Genomic DNA, 16,387 nt, shown 5'->3' with positions numbered 1-16,387 from the left:
CCAAGGATGTCGGTAAGGGCACAGGTCTGGGCCTCGCGGTCTGCTACGGCATCATCTCTGAACACGACGGACGCATAAGCGTGCGCTCGAATGTCGGAAAAGGTACGACTTTCAGCATCTTCCTACCTGTAACCTCGGTCTCCTGACCCACCAACAATCACCATGCCAAAACTACTAGTCGTTGATGACGAAAAAACCTGAGACTTGTCGTCCACAAAGAGCTCACCCGCCAGGGCCATGAGGTCGAATGCGCGGAGGACGGCGAGGCCGCATGGGAACTGCTCAACGAGCAGGACTTTGACGTCGTGCTGTGCGACATAAATATGCCCCGGCTCGACGGTATGGGCTTGCTCCGACGAACGCGCGAGCGATGTCAGAATCCGCCTGAAGTGATAATGCTCACCGGCCAGGCGACAGTCGAGTCCGCGATCGAGGCGATGAAGCTCGGCGCCTATGATTACCTCACAAAGCCCTACCGCATCGGCGAACTATCGGCACTCGTGACGGCCGCCGCCGAAAAGCAGCAGCTAAAGGTCGACAACCAGCGGCTCCGTGCACAGATCGCGCGGACAAATGTCGAGCTTCCCGACATCGTTGCCGAATCACCGCAGATGAAGGAAGCCTTGCGGCTCGTCCAGCGCGTCGCCCCGTCTGACACGTCGGTACTTATCACCGGCGAGAGCGGCGTGGGCAAGGAACTGATCGCACAGGCGATCCACCGCTTGAGCAAGCGCGCAGAGAAACCGTTTATCGACCTGAACTGCGCCGCGCTGCAGGACACGCTGCTTGAGAGCGAACTGTTCGGCCACGAGGCCGGCGCATTCTCGGGTGCACGGACTCGAAAACTCGGCCTCTTTGAGATCGCCGACGGAGGGACACTGTTCCTCGACGAGATCATGGAGATGCCGATGCAGCTACAGTCAAAGCTGCTGCGGGCACTCGAGACGCGCTCGTTCTTCCGCGTCGGCGGCGTCAAGAAAGTCGAAGTCGATGTCCGTCTGGTCGCCGCGACGAATCGTGATAAGGAGCAGGCCGTCGCCGACGGCATCTTCCGCTCCGACCTGATGTACCGCATCAACAGCTTTGAGATCAACGTCGCACCGCTACGCGAACGCCGCGAAGATATCGAACCACTATCACGCCACTTGCTACACAAGCTTGTCGGGCACGACGAGCCCGAGCTGTCACCGGCCGCGATCGAAGCTCTGAACGCATTCGACTGGTCGGGCAACGTTCGCCAGCTTCGCAACTGTCTCGAGCGAGCCGTGCTGCTCTCAGACAACGGATTGATCACGCCCCGCGAACTGCCACCCGAGATCGCCTTTCCGTCCGAACGCCCGAAAGTGGCCGTAAGCTACAACGCCCCTCAATCGGGCCCCGTCGCGTCATTTCAAAACGCCTCGCCGTCAAACCTTCGCGACGTCGAACGCCAACAGATAATCGGCGCCCTCGAAAAGACCGGCTGGCACCGCGGAAAGACCGCCGACCTGCTCGGCATCTCGCCCTCGACGCTCTATCGCCGCCTCCGCGAATACGGGCTCGATGCCCGGTGACCGGTTACCGCAGCTTTTGGCTTTACGATAAACAGGAACCGCTGCTCCGAGAGCGGCATTAGTTTCTGCTCGAAACCCGCTCCGATCGTCGCCAAGGCATCGGCGAGGCTGTTGCCGCCGAAAAGAAGCAGTGGACGCCGCTTTGCCCATCGGATCAATGCGGGCAGCCGTTCTGTAAATCTATCGAGGGCCCGGCAGGTGACGAAGTGACTCTCGCCGGCGTCCGTTTCAGCAAACTGTCGGTTTACTACCTCTACACGCTGCGACATGCCAAGAGCCTCAACCGCGGTTTCAAGAAATCTTGTCTTCTTCTCTTTCGACTCGATAAGCCTGGCCGACAGATCGTCGCGGACCAGCAAACACGGTATTGCGGGCAATCCGGCACCGGTGCCGACATCGGCGAACCTTGCTCCATTGGGCAGGTGGTCGAGCAGCGTTAACGACTCAAGGATGTGCCGCGTCGCAAACTCCGCCGGAGAGCACGAAGCGACGAGATGCAGCAGCGGATTGTGCTCAGTGACCAGTTCGCAATAGCCGGTGAGACGGTTAACGTGCTCGTCGGTGAGTTCAATGCCAAATGCGGCCTGATTGGCCTTGAGTGAGGCGATGAGATCAGTTCGCATTAAGAAAGGAGTCTCCCGCAAAGCTGCAAAGAACACAAAGAAAAATGGGAATCCGGCTTATGACTCCAGACTCCCGACCCAAGACTTGATTGGTGCGGACGAGAAGAATCGAACTTCCACGGCCTTGCGGCCACAGGCTTCTGAGACCTGCGCGTCTACCAGTTCCGCCACGTCCGCACGCGAGCGAATTATCGAGAATACTAGTTGAGGCCGCCAAATTCAAGAAACATACTCGGAATAGGTGAGAAGTGATAGGTCAGAAGTGAGATGTCAGAAGATATAACTTTTCACCTATCACTTCTCACTTATTCCGGAGAGTTTGCTATGTTCTAACTGTGCTCGTTGAGAATATCGCATCCGTCGGCGCCCGGATAGAACAGGCCTGTAAACGTTCCGGCCGCGACCCGTCCGCGGTCAAACTCGTAGCTGTGAGCAAGACGCATTCGGCGGACGTCATTCGCGAAGCTCTCGCTGCCGGCCTCACTCTTTTCGGCGAGAACAAGGTCCAGGAAGCGGAATCGAAGATCGGCGAACTCGGCCGCGATAACATCGAATGGCACCTGATCGGGCATCTGCAGTCGAATAAGGCCCGCCGTGCCGTGCAGCTTTTTGACGTTATTCAGTCGCTTGACTCGCTCGAACTCGCCGAGCGCCTTGAGCGTATCTGCGGTGAAGAAGGCCGCGCGTCGCTCCCCGTTTTTGTTCAGGTTGATCTTGCAGGCGAGACGACAAAATCCGGTGTGGCCGAGAATGAACTGCCGAGATTGATCGATTTTGTTCGAAATTGCAAACATCTGAGTTTGAATGGGTTGATGCTCCTTCCGCCTTACACCGACGACGTGGAGGCGACGAGGCCGTACTTCAGCCGCCTGCGAGAGATTCGCAACCAGCTCGTTCCCGACGGCGATCTGTCGATGGGAATGAGCCACGATTTTGAGGTGGCCATCGAGGAGGGTGCGACCATTATCCGCGTCGGCACAGCGATCTTCGGCAGGCGTTAACTTTCGATATGCTTTCAACACTTGTATATCCCTGGTTCTTTCTTGTGGTTTGGTCGCTGTTTGGCGTCTTTCTCGGCATGATGCTGCTGCGGCTCATCTTCAACTACAGTGACCCGAATCCATTTGGCAAGGTCGGCCGGTATGGGTTCAAGGTGCGCAAGCTGACCGAGAAATGGGTATATCCGGCCGCGCGTTTCTTTGCGATGTATCGGATCGATACCCGGCTTGCGCCGCTGCTGACGATGTTCCTCGTGTTTGTGTTCACTTTCTTCTTTACTCAGATCGTCGGCAATGCGTTCTTTGTGATCGATGGCCTGACGACCGGCATACTGGCCGCGGATCCAAAACTGATCGCCGGTTTTGTGCTCTATGGACTGCTGAGTTTGCTGGTCCTGTTCATATTCATTCGTTTCCTTGCATCGTGGTTCGTATTCAGCCGCAAGACATTTATTGCGTTCGTTATGCGTGTGACCGATCCGATAATGCTCCCGGTCCAGCGGCTGATACCGCCGATCGGGATGTTCGACATTTCGGCGATGCTCGTGCTGCTGCTCATCGGCTTTCTTCAGTCGATCGTTCTCAATGTCTTTGTCCGCTGACACCGCCGTGATCGCAGTAAAGGTCGTGCCGCGTACCTCGCGCAGCGAGGTCGTCGGGTGGGCCGATGGCATTCTGAAAGTGCGGCTCACGTCGCCGCCCGTCGATGGTGCTGCGAATGACGAGCTTGTCAGGCTGATCGCGAAACGCGTCGGCGTCGCGAGGTCGAATGTCGAGATCACCCGCGGCCTGACATCGCGAAATAAAACACTTCGCATCCACGGCATCACCGCCGAGCTTTTGAAAGCGAAACTCGCGCCGTGATATATTCACAAATTCGTGAACCTTTATGTCAGGACATTCCAAATGGCACTCGATCAAGCATAAGAAGGGCGCGCTTGACGCCAAACGCGGCAAGATCTTTACGAAGATGATCAAAGAGATCACCGTCGCGACCAAGACCGGCGGCAGCGGCGACCCCGACGCTAACGCGAGGCTTCGCAAAGCTGTCAGCGACGCAAAGGCGCAGAACATGCCCAACGACACCATCGACCGTGCTATCAAACGCGGCATGGGCGAGGGCGAGGGAGCCAATTACGACGAGGTAACTTACGAAGGCTACGGCCCCAACGGCACGGCCGTGATGGTCGAGGCGATGACCGACAATCGCAACCGCACGGTCGCCGAAATTCGTCATATATTTTCAAAGAACGGCGGCAACATGGGCGAGTCCGGCTCGGTCGCCTGGATGTTCGACAAAAAAGGCTACATCGTCGTCGATAAGGCCGCACGGAGCGAAGAGGAACTCTTCGAGATCGCCGTCGGTGCCGGTGCCGACGATATGCAGGACGAGGGCGACGTCTTTGAGATATTCACCGCTCCCGACGGTTTTGACGCCGTCAACGACGCCATCCGTGCCGCCGGCATCGTGCCGCAGGCTGCCGAATTATCAATGGTCCCGCAAAACTACATCCGCCTAGAGGGCCAGGACGCCAAGACAATGCTCAAGCTCTACGACGCCCTTGAGGACAACGACGATGTCCAAAAGGTATGGGCAAACTTCGACATCGATGAGTCCGAGATGGAGTAGCTGCTATCACTTGAGGCTGTCGAGCAGCTTTGTCACCTGAGCCCTATTCTTCAGCGTTTCCTTGTCGTTGAATGACAGCGTCAGCGTAAGGTAATCACGCAGGGCCGTGCCCGCCTCGTCTTTACGCCCCATTTCGGCGTAGAGCATCCCGAGCCGCATAAATACATTCTTCGATTCGGGCAGTAATTCCGCTCTCGCCTGGGCCCGTGCGCCTTCAAGCTCACGGAGGGCCTGTTCCTTTTGCCCTGCCTGATACAGAACGACTGCCAGATCACAGGACAACGCAGCAGAGTACATCGGCAATCTGGCCCTTGCTTCGGTAAAAGTCCTGATCGCCGCCTCGTAATTCCGCTGTTCGCTGTAAACGATTCCCAACGCCTCGTAAGCCTGATAGATCGCGTAAAGTTCCTGGTCCTCAGGCGGGAGCGAAAGGAGCTTCTTCAGGTCAGCCTCGGCGCTTTGGTACTGCTTCTTCTTTAGATACGTTCGGCCGCGGGCGAGGTAATTGCGCGGCTTTGGGTTCTTGTTGATCGCGGCCGTAAGTTCTCTGATCGCCTCATCGTTACGCTCCACCTCGATCAGGGCATTTGCATATTGGCCCGCCGTAAATGACGATGCGTCCATTGCCCTCGCGTTAGCCCATAGTGAAAGGTCGCTCGCCCAGGTCTTGTTATAAACAAACGTCCGTGCCCCGAGCACTGCACTGACCACAATGCACCCGATCATCACATTTCGTTCCGTAGCAAACCGAAGAGCGACAGGAACGATCATCATCAGGGCTCCCAAGAGCGGTAGATACAGATATCGGTCATGCACGATCTGTTCGGGCGTGAAGACCATTGCATTCATCGCCGGCGCGAGCGGCAATAGGAACAATGCGGCGGCGAAGCGCCTTTTGGCGTCGTTCTTGACGAGATAGAAAATGCCGCCAAGAGCCGCCAGCGATACCGCAAGCGGCAGGATGAAATTCGTCAGGCCGATCTGCACAACAGGTTCGAGCGGATAATTGCCCGACATCCAAAACGGGAAAAATATCTGGCGCAGATAGAACGCAAACATCGACGGAACGCTCATCACCGCCGTTCCAAAGCCCACGGCATCCTCCGGCGGACTTGAGAGGCCACCGAGGATGTTCATCCGGAGCAGGAACCAGCCGACGGCTATTCCGGCAAGCACCAGCAGCGGCATCTTGTAGTCCAGTGGTTTCTTTTTGTCCGGCTCGTGCCTCGCGAGGACGAAATAGTACAGCGGCAGGCAAATGATGCCGATCTCCTTTGCTCCAAGGGCCAAGGCGTAAAGCAAAACGGCAAGAGAAAGGTGCTTTGTCGATCTGCTGCTCGCGTATGTATCGGCAAACCAGAGCGAGCCCAGTAGGGCAAGCGAGAATAGCAGGTCCGGCGAGCCTGAGACCCAGGCTACGCTCTCGACATGCACAGGATGGACAGCGAATATGAGAGCAATTACAAAGCCAATGGCCGCCGAAAACTCAAGCTTACGCAGGAATAAGAACGCAAGCAGCGTCACGCCCATGTGGAGCAGCAAGTTAAGCACATGCCAACCGAAAGGGGCCGCGCCAAAAAGCCGGTAATTCAATATGTGCCATGCCGTGAACGTCGGCCGCCAATAGTTGCTTGCAACCACGGTCCCGTCGCCCTTGAAAGCCCAGACGTCAGACGTCAACGCCTTCCATATCAGGCCGTTGTCCTGTATCAGCGTGTTCCTGAGTATCTGGCGGCTGTCATCGTAAACGAATTCGCCGCCCATCGAGTTGGCGTAAACTGCAACGACGACGATGGCCAAGATGGCCAGCCATTTCCATTCGTCTGTGAGTTTCATAGGCGATATGCCCTGTTAATGAGCGGCTATCCGAATCTGATCGCCGCTCGTGCCTTTGCCTTTGCGGCTTCGACCTCGCGGTCACGCGGCGGAGCAGCCGTCGAGAGCGTGTTGAGCATCTCCTGCGCAGCGGCGGCGACGCGTTCGAGGGCAAGGTAGAATGCCTCCTCGTTCGCCTTCGACGGCTTGTTCATTCCCGAAAGTTTGCGGACGAACTGCAAGGCCGAGGCATTGACCTCGTCGGTCGTCGCCGGCGGGTCGAAATTGAATAGTGTCTTGATGTTTCTACACATTATTTTGGGGGTATGACTTCTGTAACCGTGCCCTTCGCAACCGTGCGGCCGTATTCGCGAAGTGCAATGACGGTGCCCTTTTCGAGCGGTGCGGCCTGTGTCAGCTCGATCTCGACCTCGACGCCCTTTTCGCCCGGAGCCGCCTCGGCCCTTCCGGCCGGCAAGGTCATTACGCCCGAAAAGCTGCCGGTCCTGATCGCTGCCAGCGGACGAAATCCTGTCGGCAATGGTTTTGCACGTCCGCCCTCGGCGGTCGAGAGGACGTCGATCTTTGCCTTGAACCTGGCGAATGTGTTGATGCTGCCGGGCTTGGCGATCACGTTTCCACGTTCAACGGCCGTTTTGTCAACGCCGCGAAGCATCAGGCCAACGTTGTCGCCCGCTTTCGCCTCGGTCACAATCTTGCGGAACATCTCGATCGCCGTAACGGTCGTCGGTGTGACGGCCTTTGCCCCGACGATTTCCACCGCATCGCCGACCTTTACCGAGCCGCGCTCGATCTTGCCGACGGCGATCGTTCCACGGCCGCTGATCGAAAAGACATCTTCGACGGCGAGTAAGAACGGTTGCTCGTTCTGAGCTACGACCGTGATAGAACTCACCGCGAAGACTGCTACCAGTATTAATGGCCTGCGCATCCGACTGTTATTCCCCCTTCGTTTCGCCCTGGTGTCCCGCTAGTGTCCCGCACACCAGCGGGACAGTCTAACTGTTGCAATTACAAGCACTTGCGATTCACTTTTGCCGTGTCCCGCCAGTTTTGAAAAAAATAATTGTCATCCTGTCCCAGCCTGTCCCGCCACTGTCCCAACGCCGTGTGGGACACCCTAAATATTGCAATTACAAGTGGTTACGTCGCATATTTTCGCCTGTCCCGCTCATTTTGAAAAAAAACGCATTCTGTCTTACACGTGTAATACAGGGCCCAAAGAGCGATGTTGCAAACATAGCACAATAGTGCACAAAAGTCAAGGCTTTTCTGCGGAGTTCAGCGTCTCTATTCGTGCATTCGTGGCTAATATCGCCCCCCAAAATCAGCCACGAATGCACGAATAAACTCAAAGTCGAGCCTCTCCTATACTCTCGAAATCCACTCAGCCGTCACGCGGGCCATTTCGGCAAATACATCCTCGGGCGAGGTGCGCGTTTTCTTTAGAACTTTGTAGCTGTGATCGGCGGTGTCGAGCAGGTGAAGCGTCGCCCGTTTCCCCAGTTTTTTGATCACCGGACGAAACAGCTCGAGATCGTTCAGCGCGTCTCGCGTGCCGCTCAGAAACAGCATCGGGATCTTTACCGAGTTGAGATGTTCTGCACGCGAATTATCAGGACGATTCGGCGCGTGCAGCGGAAACGAGAACAGCACGAGCCCTTTCGCTCCGTCGAGCGGCGACTCAGACTGCGCCGTCGTCGTCATCCGACCGCCAAACGAATGCCCGCCGGCAAGCAGCGTCAACTTCGGCTCAAGCCGTCTTGCCTCCGCAACCGCCGATCGAACAGTCGCCATCGCGGTTTTCGGTGAGTCAACCCCGCCGCGGCCATATTCTTTGAACGGAAAATTGTATCGAAATGTCGCGATGCCTCGCGTCGCTAGATTCTCAGCAATATTCTGCATCGAAGCCGAACGCATATCAGCCCCCGCACCGTGACCGAGTACGAGAAGGTGCGTCGCCTTGGCAGGACGCATTAGAATCGCCGAAACCCCGCCCTTTTCGGGCGTTGCAAGGAATTTGAGTTCGCGAACAGTCACCTAATAATTCCATTCATTGAGGAGATTCATGATCTTTCCATCAATATGTGCTTTACGGCCACTTGGTGAATGATGATCGCTAGATGCGTGCAAGGAATTAGCTTCTCCTATATACCTCTCGCCGGTGTCCAACCTTGATCACCAACACGGTCAATACGTCTTGTTCGATCTTATAGATCAATCTATATTCGCCTATTCTAATGCGATACGCGTCATCAGTGCCTTTCAGTTTCTTAATTTTCAGAAGCTCTGAAAACGGACTGATAGCGAGCAACTTTAGTGCTTCGACAAATCTATCGCGAATCTTTTTCGGGAGTTTGAGAAACTCCTTCTCCGCACTTTTGACGAATTCGACGGTGTAAACAGACATTCAGCTTTTTCGCTTGCTTGCTTTTGCGAGAACATCTTCTAAAGGAACTCTTTCCTCGTTCCGCCGGTTTCTATACGCCTCGAGATCGATCTCGTCCTCGATCTGCTCGACTAGTGCCTGTTCGATCAGATGCCGCAGCTTTATGCCTCGCTCCTTGCAATAAAGCGTAATCGCTTCTTTTACGCGGGCATCGATAATCGTCGATAATGTTGCAGTTTCACTCATATTCACGAATTATAATGAAAACTCTTGAAAAAACAATTTTGTTTTCTTGGATACAACGAGCTTAGCAATGGAATTTCTTCCTCAGCCCTTGCCAAACCTCGCTGTATTCATGCTGCAGCTCGGCACAGTCCATTGCGAACTTTGTCGGGCGGATGATGTAGCGGGATTCGAACATAAATGCCATCGTGCCTTCGAGTTTCTGAGGCTTGAGATCGGCGTTCGACGCTTTTTCGAATGCGTCGAGGTCGGGGCCGTGGGCGGACATTTGGTTGTGGAGCGAGCCGCCGCCGGGGACAAAGCCTTCTTCCTTGGCGTCGTACGTGCCGTAAATCAAGCCCATATATTCGGACATATAGTTGCGGTGATACCACGGCGGGCGGAAGGTATTCTCGGCGACGAGCCAGCGGTCGGGGAAGATCGCAAAGTCGCAATTGGCGACGCCGGGTTCGCCTGTTGGCGACGTCATCACGGTAAAGAGCGATGGATCGGGATGATCGAACGAGATCGATCCCATGATGTTGAATCGCCGCAGATCGTAACGATACGGGGCATAGTTGCCGTGCCATGCGACGACATCGAGCGGAGAGTGGCCGATCTCACACGACCAAAGATTGCCGCCGAATTTTGCAACTTGAATAAACTCGCCTTCGCGGTCCTCGTACCAGGCGACGGGCGTCTCAAAATCACGCGGATTCGCGCAACCGTTCGCTCCGATCGGGCCAAGGTCGGGAATGCGAAAATGCGAGCCGTAATTCTCGCAAATATAGCCGCGGCACTGTTTGTCGTCCGCGTGCGGCTCGACCTTGAACCGTGTGCCTCGCGGAATGACGACGATCTCGCCCGGCCCGGCCTGCAAACAGCCGAGTTCGGTCAAAAATCCCAATCGTCCCATTTCAGGAACGATCAGCATTTCGCCGTCGGCGTTGTAGAAATACTTGTCGCCCATTCCGCGATTGAGCGTGTAAATGTGAATGCCTATGCCGGTCTGTGCAAGCGGCCCACCGTTGATCGCAATGGTCGTGATGCCCTCGACAAAATCTGTCGGCTCCGACGGTATCGGCAGCGGGTCCCAGCGAAGCTGGTTCGGCGTGACCTCGGCCGCATCACACTCGCTCAGCCATCGCCGGTTGTCGACGCGTTCGAATGGCTTGTGCAAAACGCTTGGTCTGATGCGATATGTCCATGTCCGCTTGTTCCAAGCACGCGGCACCGTGAACGCCGTCCCCGAAAATTGCTCGGCATAAAGCCCAAGTGGGCACTTCTGTGGCGAGTTTTGTCCAATAGGCAGCGCGCCATCGACGGCCTCGGTCGCAAACTCGTTACCGAAGCCTGTTTGGTATTCCAGCTTCATAACGAAATAATAGCCGCAAAAAGGCACAAAAGGCACAAACAGAAAATACTATTTTGTGTCTTTTGCGCCCTCTTGTGGCCAATTCCTACAGATTTCCGCGGCGGCGTTGCTCTTCTTCAATCGAGACGAACAACGCCTTGAAGTTGCCCTTGCCAAAGCCTTTGCAGCCTTTGCGCTGGAGAATTTCATAGAAAACGGTCGGGCGGTCTTCAACCGGTTTTGTAAAGATCTGGAGCAGATAGCCTTCGTCGTCGCGGTCAACGAGAATGCCGAGACGTTTGAGGTCGTCGACGTTCTCGTCAATGTCGCCTACGCGGTTTGGCAGCTCTTCGTAATACTCGTCAGGCACGCGGAGGAATTCGACGCCATTATCCTGCAGCATGCCGACCGTATGGCGAATGTCGCGGCACAGCAGGGCGACGTGCTGGGCACCGGCGGAGCGGTAGAAATCAATGTATTCCTGGATCTGCGATTTGCCGCCCTTGCCCTCGGCGGGCTCGTTTATCGGGAACTTTATGTTGTGCTGGCCGTCGCTCATCACGATCGACATCAGGGCGGAATACTCGGTCGAGATGTCTTTGTCGTCAAAGGTGATATAGCGGAAAAAGCCCATCACGTCGCGGTAGAAATCTGCCCACACGTTCATCTTGCCGAGCTCGACGTTGCCAACGATGTGATCGACGAGCATCAGTCCTACACCGTCGCCCTCGACTTCTTGCGAGACAAAGCCGGGCAGGAATGGGCCGGTGTATGTACTTCCATGTCCGTTGCTTGAGCGGCCGTTAGCGGCGCCATCCCTCACGGTCGGGCTACTGACACCATACGAGATGAACGAGTGGATCGTGTCGCCGTAGGTCGCGATCGCGGCCTTGCGGACGCTGCCGTTCTCGTCCTTCCAGTCGTGAGGCTCGATGACGGGCGTGGCCCCGCGTTTGACAGCCTCATTGAACGCGTGATCGGCATCCTCGACATAGAACGCGATGTCCTTTACGCCGTCGCCGTGTTGCTTCAAATGCTCGGCCGCCGGATGCTCAGGCCCCATCGGCGCAGTCAGCACAAAATTCACATTGCCCTGCCGCAACAGATAACTCGTCGTTGCGCGATTCCCCGTCTCGAGCCCGCTGTACGCAGCGCGCGAAAACCCGAAAGCCTTGCGGTAATAAAACTCCGCCTGCTTGGCGTTACCGACGTAAAACTCGACGTGGTGGATCTTCTTCAGGCCAAGCGGATTCTTGACCTCGGTATTAACTGCTGTGTTTGTTTCTGTGATCATTGCCTTAATGCCAATTCCGGCACATTTGAATTCTCGTAATTCTCGATTAGAGCTGAAAGAACGTCCATTAACGATGCGAGTGGATGCATCTCGTCCTCACCGACCTGATCGATCAATGAGTCTAACATCGCCACAAGGCGGTCGTACTCCGCATCATTTTGCGGCACAAAAACAGTGTCCGATAGATTTGCCCACGATTGAACGTCAACACTCTGCATAACTACTCCTTCCATCGCCCATGATCGTATTCGGCGTGCGTCAGGACAGCCCGAATATAGATCTTCTTACGATTATAGTGTATCGCGGCTACTAGTCTTACTTTGTTTCCGCCGATATTGAAGACCGTAAGCTTTCCGACCTTGTCGGCCGTCGGGAAAACCTCGCGAATTTCCTCGATGGACGAAAAACTACTTTGCTTCATCAGCCGATACCAAGCGGCAAGGGCATTGTTTGTTTCCGGATATCTCGCCGCAAATCCGTTCAGCCGCTTCCTCGTTATGACATGCATAGCTAGAAGCTCTCAATATATTTCCTCGTCACCTCTTTCAACTCCGCATACGACGGGATGACGTAGAGCACCGGCTGCATGTCGCTGTAGGTGTATTCGTGGTTGATGACCTGTTCGAGGTCGAAGGGCCGGCGCTCGACCTTGTCGCCAAACGCGTGTTCGAGTTCGCCAAAGCTGGATAAAAGGCCTGCGCCGTAGGCTTTGATGTCGCCTTCGTGCTCGACCAGGCCGAATTCGACCGTGAACCAGTAGAGGCGGCCCAGTTCCTCTAGTTGGCGGTCATCCGCGATCCTGGCACCGAGGCCGATGAACTGCGAAAAGTCGGCAAAGTTCGGGTTCGTGAACATCGGGATATGTCCGATAGATTCGTGGACGATGTCAGGCTCGGGCGTATAAGCGGGCTGCGAGTGGTGGCGAATGTACTGTGTGCAGAGCATCACGCGATACGACAGCCACGAGAGGAAAGCTCGCGTTTCGACGAGGCCCTCGATCGGTGCGAGGCGAAAGCCCGTAAGCTCCTTTAACCGCCGGTTCATCTCCGAAAGTTGCGGGATTCGATCGGTCGTGATACCGAGATCTTTCTTAGCTCGCAGATAGAAGGGCGACGCGTAGCGTTGCTGCAGTTCTTCTAATTCCTCCGCCACGTATCGCCAAACGCGCTGCTCGCGCGGGCTGTACTCGACATCTGTGATCTCACCGGTCATACGAAAACTCTTTGCGTAACCGGCGATCACATCGCGGCGGGCACGATATTCCGGATCGTTCGCTCCGGGGTGATCGAGGTGAAGCTCGTTGATATTCTCGAACTTCATGTCCTTGAATACCGGCAGGTCCTCGTCCGAGACGCGGAAATTCTCAATTGCAAAGTCGGCTTCGACCGGGTCGGCAACGGCGGTGTCGGTAAGCATCTGTTTGGCGGCTCCTTTCATGGATTCGATGCGAGGGCAAGGACGCTGGTTATCTGCGAACAGATGATTGTAGTTGAGATTGCCGAAAATTTGAATACGATTCGTGTGGAAATTCCGCCCCCAAACTTAATATCTTTCGCAAATCGAGCAATGTTGCCTTATAATCTTAAGTAGCGAGGTTAATAGCGTGATCGACGAGATCGACAGGAAAATACTGACCGAGCTGCAGCACGACGCGAGAACGAGCTATGCCGAGCTAGGCCGCCGCGTCGGGCTGACAACGCCCGCCGTGATCGAGCGGGTCCGTAAGCTTGAGGATGCACAGATAATTACGGGCTATCGCGTCGGTATCGACACCGCAAAAGTGGGCCTGCCGATCACGGCATTTGTGCGAATGAGCATCACGGGCGTCGATTACAGCCACATAATTGAGGTTGCTGAGGGATCGAATGAGGTGCTCGAATGCCATCGCGGGACAGGCGATGACAGCTTTATTATGAAGGTGGCTGTCGCGTCGGTCGAACACTTGCAGGAAGTGATCGACCGCCTGACGCCGTATGGGATCACGACGACGACGATCGTCCTTTCGTCGCCTGTAAAGCGCCGCGTGATCGAGGTGTGAGAGCGATCATTTCAAGCGTTCAAGAACGCCTTTCCGTTTGATGACATTCTTGTAGTCCCACTGGATCGTCGCGGCCTTTTTGAGCCAACGCCTCAGGTCCTTTTCAGTGACCTCATCGGCCGAGGTGTATGTTATCGAGGCATCTTTGAATTTGCCGGTTCCGGGCTTTAGCTCATCTTCGTCAAAGCTCGCTCCGCTCCAGAACATCAGGCGGACGCCGGCCTTCAGTTTGCTGTATCCGACTATCGGATTGCCCTCGAGGAACCACACGGGATGCGCGTGCCAGATCTTGTTCTCGGCCTTGGGTAAGCTGGTACAGATCGCACCCGCCAGCGCGTCGCAGATCTTACGGTCACCGGGCGACTGAGCGTCATTGTATGCCTGAATATCTTTATTCCGCAATTATTTACGGGCCTTGCCCTTCTCGGTCGTCTTGCCGTCAAAGTCTTCTTCGTTGGCCTCAGCCTCGGCCTTGGTCTTACGCACGATCTGGTCCTTATGATGAGGCGGTGCGTAGATCGTATAGAGTTTTAGGTCTTCGCTCGCAGACATGTTGATCACATTGTGCTTAGCTCCCGACGGCACCACGACGGCATCGCCATCTTTGACGTTATAGGTCGTCTTATCGATGATCACTCGGCCTTTGCCGCCCTCAAATCGAAGAAACTGATCGTTTTCCCAATGCACTTCGGCACCGATCTCTTCTTTCGGTTTGAGGCTCATCAATACGAGCTGCAGGTGCGGGCCGGAATAGAGGACCTTGCGAAAGTTCTTGTTCTTGAGCGTGTCCTTTTCGATGTTTGTCTTATATCCTTTCATATTCAATAGTCCGGCCTACGCAGCGGTATTCCATGCGACGCGGGCCCGTAATCTCATTATAGTCCTTTCAAGCCCAAGAATCTCGAAGACCGAGAGCATCGACGGGCCGACGGCGACGCCGGTGAGCAGCGTGCGGGCGCCGTTCATGATGACGCCGAGCTTTGTGTTCTTTTCTTCGGTGAAGGTTTTGACGACGGCCTCGATGTTTTCTTCGGTGAATGGCTTGTCGGAACCGCCTGCATTAGCGAACGGCCGGTTCGCCTTGCCAAACTCAGTCTCGAATCTATCGGCAAGCTCCGGCAGCCAATCCCGCAATTCCGGAAATTTCGTGAGATTCTTCTCGATCGCTGACTGATCAAAATCGAAGTCTTCGCTAAAATACGCCCGGCCCTGTGTCGAAAAGTCTTTCAGCGTGAAAAACCGTGCGCGGATCAGATCCACCGCCTTCTCGAACCATTCAGCCGATCCGATCTCGACCGAACCGGCCGCTCGCTCACGCAGGCGGTTATGACTGTCGTCCTCGTACTCTTCTCGCCAGAGTTTGGCGGCTTTCAGTTCCGGCTTAACATGCTGTATCAGCTCATTAACGGGCATCGTGCGGATGTATTCGGCGTTCATCCATTGCGCTTTGTCATCGGTCCACTTCCGCGGGTCGCCCTCGGTAAAGTTGAAGACGGCATTCGAGCGATGAATGCCCTCGAGCGAGAATTTTGCGACAAGTTCGTCGAGCGAATATATCTCTTGTTCCTCGCCCGCCGACCAACCGAGCAGAGCGAGAAAATTGCGGAATGCCTCGGCGAGAAACCCGGCATCGCGATACGTCGTCATCGAGACGACCTCGCCGTGCTTCCGCTTTGACAACTTGCCCTTGTTCGGGGCCATGATCAGCGGTAGGTGTGCGAATGTCGGCGGTGTGACACCCAATGCCTCGTAGATCAGGATCTGTTTGTGCGTATTCGTCAGGTGGTCCTGGCCGCGGATTACGTGCGTTATCGCCATCTCGATGTCGTCGCAGACGACGGCGAGATTATAGAGCGGATGGCCATCGCTGCGGAGCAGGACGAGGTCTTCGGTCTCAGCGTAGTCGCGCTCCTGCAGGCCGTAAACGCCGTCCTCGAATGCCGTCTTGCCGTTCGCGGGCACTTTCAAACGGATCGCGAAAGGCTCGCCCGCCGCGGCACGCGCGTCCGATTCTTCCTGCGGCAGGTGGCGATACGGGTTATCGCGCATTTTCTTGTCGCCGCCTTGGGCTCGGGCCCGTTCCTTGATCGCGTCTTTCACATTCGCATCGTTCGGGTCAGCTTTTGGCGTGAAATCACGATACGCCTTGCCCTCGGCGAGCAGCTTTTTAGCGGCCTCACGATGCTTCGCTGCGTTATTTGACTGGAAAACGATCTCTTCGTCAGGTGCGAAACCGAGCCACTCGAGCCCGTCGAGGATCGAGCGTGTCGATTCCTCGGTCGAGCGGGCAAGGTCGGTGTCCTCTATGCGAAGCAGGAATTTGCCGCCCGTGTGGCGCGCGTAGAGATAGTTGAACAGAGCGGTCCTCGCCGAACCGATATGAAGATAGCCCGTCGGTGACGGAGCGAAGCGGACTCGAACGTCAGACATAAGGGAAGATTCTCACGCAT

General features: G+C 55.7%; 22 protein-coding genes and 1 tRNA gene. 7 read left to right on the top strand and 16 right to left on the bottom strand.

All coding sequences use genetic code 11. From position 1 onward, the window contains the following. Positions 1-146 (top strand): histidine kinase (locus IPM59_04915; GenBank protein ID MBK9214928.1); only part of this gene is annotated, 146 nt, incomplete at its 5' end. A gap of 159 nt (positions 147-305) precedes the next feature. Continuing rightward, positions 306-1,553, top strand: coding sequence for a sigma-54-dependent Fis family transcriptional regulator (locus tag IPM59_04910; protein MBK9214927.1), 1,248 nt, complete (start codon positions 306-308; stop codon positions 1,551-1,553). On the opposite strand, the gene IPM59_04905 is transcribed toward IPM59_04910, so the two are convergent. Further along, entirely contained in the window at positions 1,514-2,176 is a 663-nt protein-coding gene (locus IPM59_04905; protein MBK9214926.1) for a class I SAM-dependent methyltransferase, read from the bottom strand. The genes IPM59_04910 and IPM59_04905 overlap by 40 nt on opposite strands. A gap of 90 nt (positions 2,177-2,266) precedes the next feature. After that, positions 2,267-2,353, bottom strand: a tRNA-Leu gene (locus IPM59_04900). A gap of 158 nt (positions 2,354-2,511) precedes the next feature. Here IPM59_04900 and IPM59_04895 point away from each other — a divergent pair. The 4 genes from IPM59_04895 to IPM59_04880 are packed head-to-tail and all read left to right on the top strand — an operon-like array spanning position 2,512 to position 4,804. Continuing rightward, positions 2,512-3,177, top strand: coding sequence for a YggS family pyridoxal phosphate-dependent enzyme (locus IPM59_04895; GenBank protein ID MBK9214925.1), 666 nt, complete (start codon positions 2,512-2,514; stop codon positions 3,175-3,177). Between the two features lie 8 nt (positions 3,178-3,185). After that, positions 3,186-3,776 (top strand): YggT family protein, encoded by a 591-nt coding sequence (locus IPM59_04890; protein MBK9214924.1) that lies wholly within the window; start codon positions 3,186-3,188, stop codon positions 3,774-3,776. Next, positions 3,760-4,038, top strand: coding sequence for a DUF167 domain-containing protein (locus tag IPM59_04885; GenBank protein ID MBK9214923.1), 279 nt, complete (start codon positions 3,760-3,762; stop codon positions 4,036-4,038). The genes IPM59_04890 and IPM59_04885 overlap by 17 nt, the downstream gene beginning before the upstream one ends. Before the next feature lie 25 nt (positions 4,039-4,063). After that, complete coding sequence (locus tag IPM59_04880) at positions 4,064-4,804, top strand: YebC/PmpR family DNA-binding transcriptional regulator (GenBank protein ID MBK9214922.1); 741 nt, start codon at positions 4,064-4,066, stop codon at positions 4,802-4,804. A 6-nt stretch (positions 4,805-4,810) separates the two neighbouring features. Here the strand turns inward: IPM59_04880 and IPM59_04875 are convergent, their stop codons facing one another. The 11 genes from IPM59_04875 to IPM59_04825 form a co-directional block, all read right to left on the bottom strand. Next, complete coding sequence (locus IPM59_04875) at positions 4,811-6,640, bottom strand: tetratricopeptide repeat protein (GenBank protein ID MBK9214921.1); 1,830 nt, start codon at positions 6,638-6,640, stop codon at positions 4,811-4,813. Between the two features lie 26 nt (positions 6,641-6,666). Further along, positions 6,667-6,933: a DUF2277 domain-containing protein gene (locus IPM59_04870; GenBank protein ID MBK9214920.1), complete on the bottom strand. Its 267-nt coding sequence runs from the start codon at positions 6,931-6,933 to the stop codon at positions 6,667-6,669. Beyond that, on the bottom strand, positions 6,933-7,535 hold the full coding sequence (locus IPM59_04865) for a hypothetical protein (GenBank protein ID MBK9214919.1): 603 nt from the start codon (positions 7,533-7,535) through the stop codon (positions 6,933-6,935). Before IPM59_04865 ends, IPM59_04870 begins: the two co-directional genes overlap by 1 nt. Before the next feature lie 473 nt (positions 7,536-8,008). Next, entirely contained in the window at positions 8,009-8,680 is a 672-nt protein-coding gene (locus IPM59_04860; protein ID MBK9214918.1) for an alpha/beta hydrolase, read from the bottom strand. Between the two features lie 97 nt (positions 8,681-8,777). Next, the gene (locus IPM59_04855) at positions 8,778-9,050 is read right to left on the bottom strand and encodes a type II toxin-antitoxin system RelE/ParE family toxin (GenBank protein MBK9214917.1); all 273 of its coding nucleotides are present in this window, start codon (positions 9,048-9,050) and stop codon (positions 8,778-8,780) included. Then, complete coding sequence (locus IPM59_04850; GenBank protein ID MBK9214916.1) at positions 9,051-9,275, bottom strand: hypothetical protein; 225 nt, start codon at positions 9,273-9,275, stop codon at positions 9,051-9,053. A gap of 61 nt (positions 9,276-9,336) precedes the next feature. Continuing rightward, a complete protein-coding gene (locus tag IPM59_04845) occupies positions 9,337-10,626 on the bottom strand; it encodes a homogentisate 1,2-dioxygenase (protein MBK9214915.1) in 1,290 nt (429 codons plus the stop codon). 85 nt (positions 10,627-10,711) lie between these two features. Further along, a complete protein-coding gene (gene hppD / locus IPM59_04840; protein ID MBK9214914.1) occupies positions 10,712-11,899 on the bottom strand; it encodes a 4-hydroxyphenylpyruvate dioxygenase in 1,188 nt (395 codons plus the stop codon). After that, positions 11,896-12,117, bottom strand: a complete 222-nt coding sequence (locus IPM59_04835; GenBank protein MBK9214913.1) for a hypothetical protein — start codon at positions 12,115-12,117, stop codon at positions 11,896-11,898. The genes hppD and IPM59_04835 overlap by 4 nt, the downstream gene beginning before the upstream one ends. A 2-nt stretch (positions 12,118-12,119) precedes the next feature. Continuing rightward, positions 12,120-12,407: a type II toxin-antitoxin system HigB family toxin gene (locus IPM59_04830; GenBank protein MBK9214912.1), complete on the bottom strand. Its 288-nt coding sequence runs from the start codon at positions 12,405-12,407 to the stop codon at positions 12,120-12,122. 2 nt (positions 12,408-12,409) lie between these two features. Further along, positions 12,410-13,315 carry a phenylalanine 4-monooxygenase gene (locus IPM59_04825; protein MBK9214911.1) on the bottom strand — a complete coding sequence of 302 codons (906 nt, stop codon included), beginning with the start codon at positions 13,313-13,315 and terminating at the stop codon, positions 12,410-12,412. Positions 13,316-13,478: 163 nt separating this feature from the next. Between IPM59_04825 and IPM59_04820 the strand changes: the two genes are divergently transcribed. Next, entirely contained in the window at positions 13,479-13,937 is a 459-nt protein-coding gene (locus IPM59_04820; GenBank protein MBK9214910.1) for an Lrp/AsnC family transcriptional regulator, read from the top strand. Between the two features lie 6 nt (positions 13,938-13,943). On the opposite strand, the gene IPM59_04815 is transcribed toward IPM59_04820, so the two are convergent. The 3 genes from IPM59_04815 to IPM59_04805 are packed head-to-tail and all read right to left on the bottom strand — an operon-like array spanning position 13,944 to position 16,367. Beyond that, positions 13,944-14,339, bottom strand: a complete 396-nt coding sequence (locus IPM59_04815; protein MBK9214909.1) for a DUF1801 domain-containing protein — start codon at positions 14,337-14,339, stop codon at positions 13,944-13,946. Then, entirely contained in the window at positions 14,340-14,756 is a 417-nt protein-coding gene (locus IPM59_04810) for a cupin domain-containing protein (protein ID MBK9214908.1), read from the bottom strand. A gap of 15 nt (positions 14,757-14,771) precedes the next feature. Beyond that, positions 14,772-16,367, bottom strand: a complete 1,596-nt coding sequence (locus IPM59_04805) for a glutamate--tRNA ligase (GenBank protein MBK9214907.1) — start codon at positions 16,365-16,367, stop codon at positions 14,772-14,774. Between the last annotated feature and the right edge of the window lie 20 nt (positions 16,368-16,387).

Source organism: Chloracidobacterium sp., from assembly GCA_016715795.1.
GTDB lineage: Bacteria > Acidobacteriota > Blastocatellia > Pyrinomonadales > Pyrinomonadaceae > OLB17.
Note: the sequence above shows the minus strand (reverse complement) of the source record. Positions and strands in the feature narration are given on the sequence as shown.

Coding starts and splice junctions, on each gene's coding strand:
- hppD (MBK9214914.1), bottom strand. CDS start 11,899: ATGATCACAGAAACAAACACAGCAGTTAATACCGAGGTCAAGAATCCG.
- IPM59_04825 (MBK9214911.1), bottom strand. CDS start 13,315: ATGCTTACCGACACCGCCGTTGCCGACCCGGTCGAAGCCGACTTTGCA.
- IPM59_04890 (MBK9214924.1), top strand. CDS start 3,186: ATGCTTTCAACACTTGTATATCCCTGGTTCTTTCTTGTGGTTTGGTCG.
- IPM59_04875 (MBK9214921.1), bottom strand. CDS start 6,640: ATGAAACTCACAGACGAATGGAAATGGCTGGCCATCTTGGCCATCGTC.
- IPM59_04885 (MBK9214923.1), top strand. CDS start 3,760: ATGTCTTTGTCCGCTGACACCGCCGTGATCGCAGTAAAGGTCGTGCCG.
- IPM59_04830 (MBK9214912.1), bottom strand. CDS start 12,407: ATGCATGTCATAACGAGGAAGCGGCTGAACGGATTTGCGGCGAGATAT.
- IPM59_04850 (MBK9214916.1), bottom strand. CDS start 9,275: ATGAGTGAAACTGCAACATTATCGACGATTATCGATGCCCGCGTAAAA.
- IPM59_04810 (MBK9214908.1), bottom strand. CDS start 14,756: ATGAAAGGATATAAGACAAACATCGAAAAGGACACGCTCAAGAACAAG.
- IPM59_04905 (MBK9214926.1), bottom strand. CDS start 2,176: ATGCGAACTGATCTCATCGCCTCACTCAAGGCCAATCAGGCCGCATTT.
- IPM59_04855 (MBK9214917.1), bottom strand. CDS start 9,050: ATGTCTGTTTACACCGTCGAATTCGTCAAAAGTGCGGAGAAGGAGTTT.
- IPM59_04845 (MBK9214915.1), bottom strand. CDS start 10,626: ATGAAGCTGGAATACCAAACAGGCTTCGGTAACGAGTTTGCGACCGAG.
- IPM59_04805 (MBK9214907.1), bottom strand. CDS start 16,367: ATGTCTGACGTTCGAGTCCGCTTCGCTCCGTCACCGACGGGCTATCTT.
- IPM59_04835 (MBK9214913.1), bottom strand. CDS start 12,117: ATGCAGAGTGTTGACGTTCAATCGTGGGCAAATCTATCGGACACTGTT.
- IPM59_04880 (MBK9214922.1), top strand. CDS start 4,064: ATGTCAGGACATTCCAAATGGCACTCGATCAAGCATAAGAAGGGCGCG.
- IPM59_04870 (MBK9214920.1), bottom strand. CDS start 6,933: ATGTGTAGAAACATCAAGACACTATTCAATTTCGACCCGCCGGCGACG.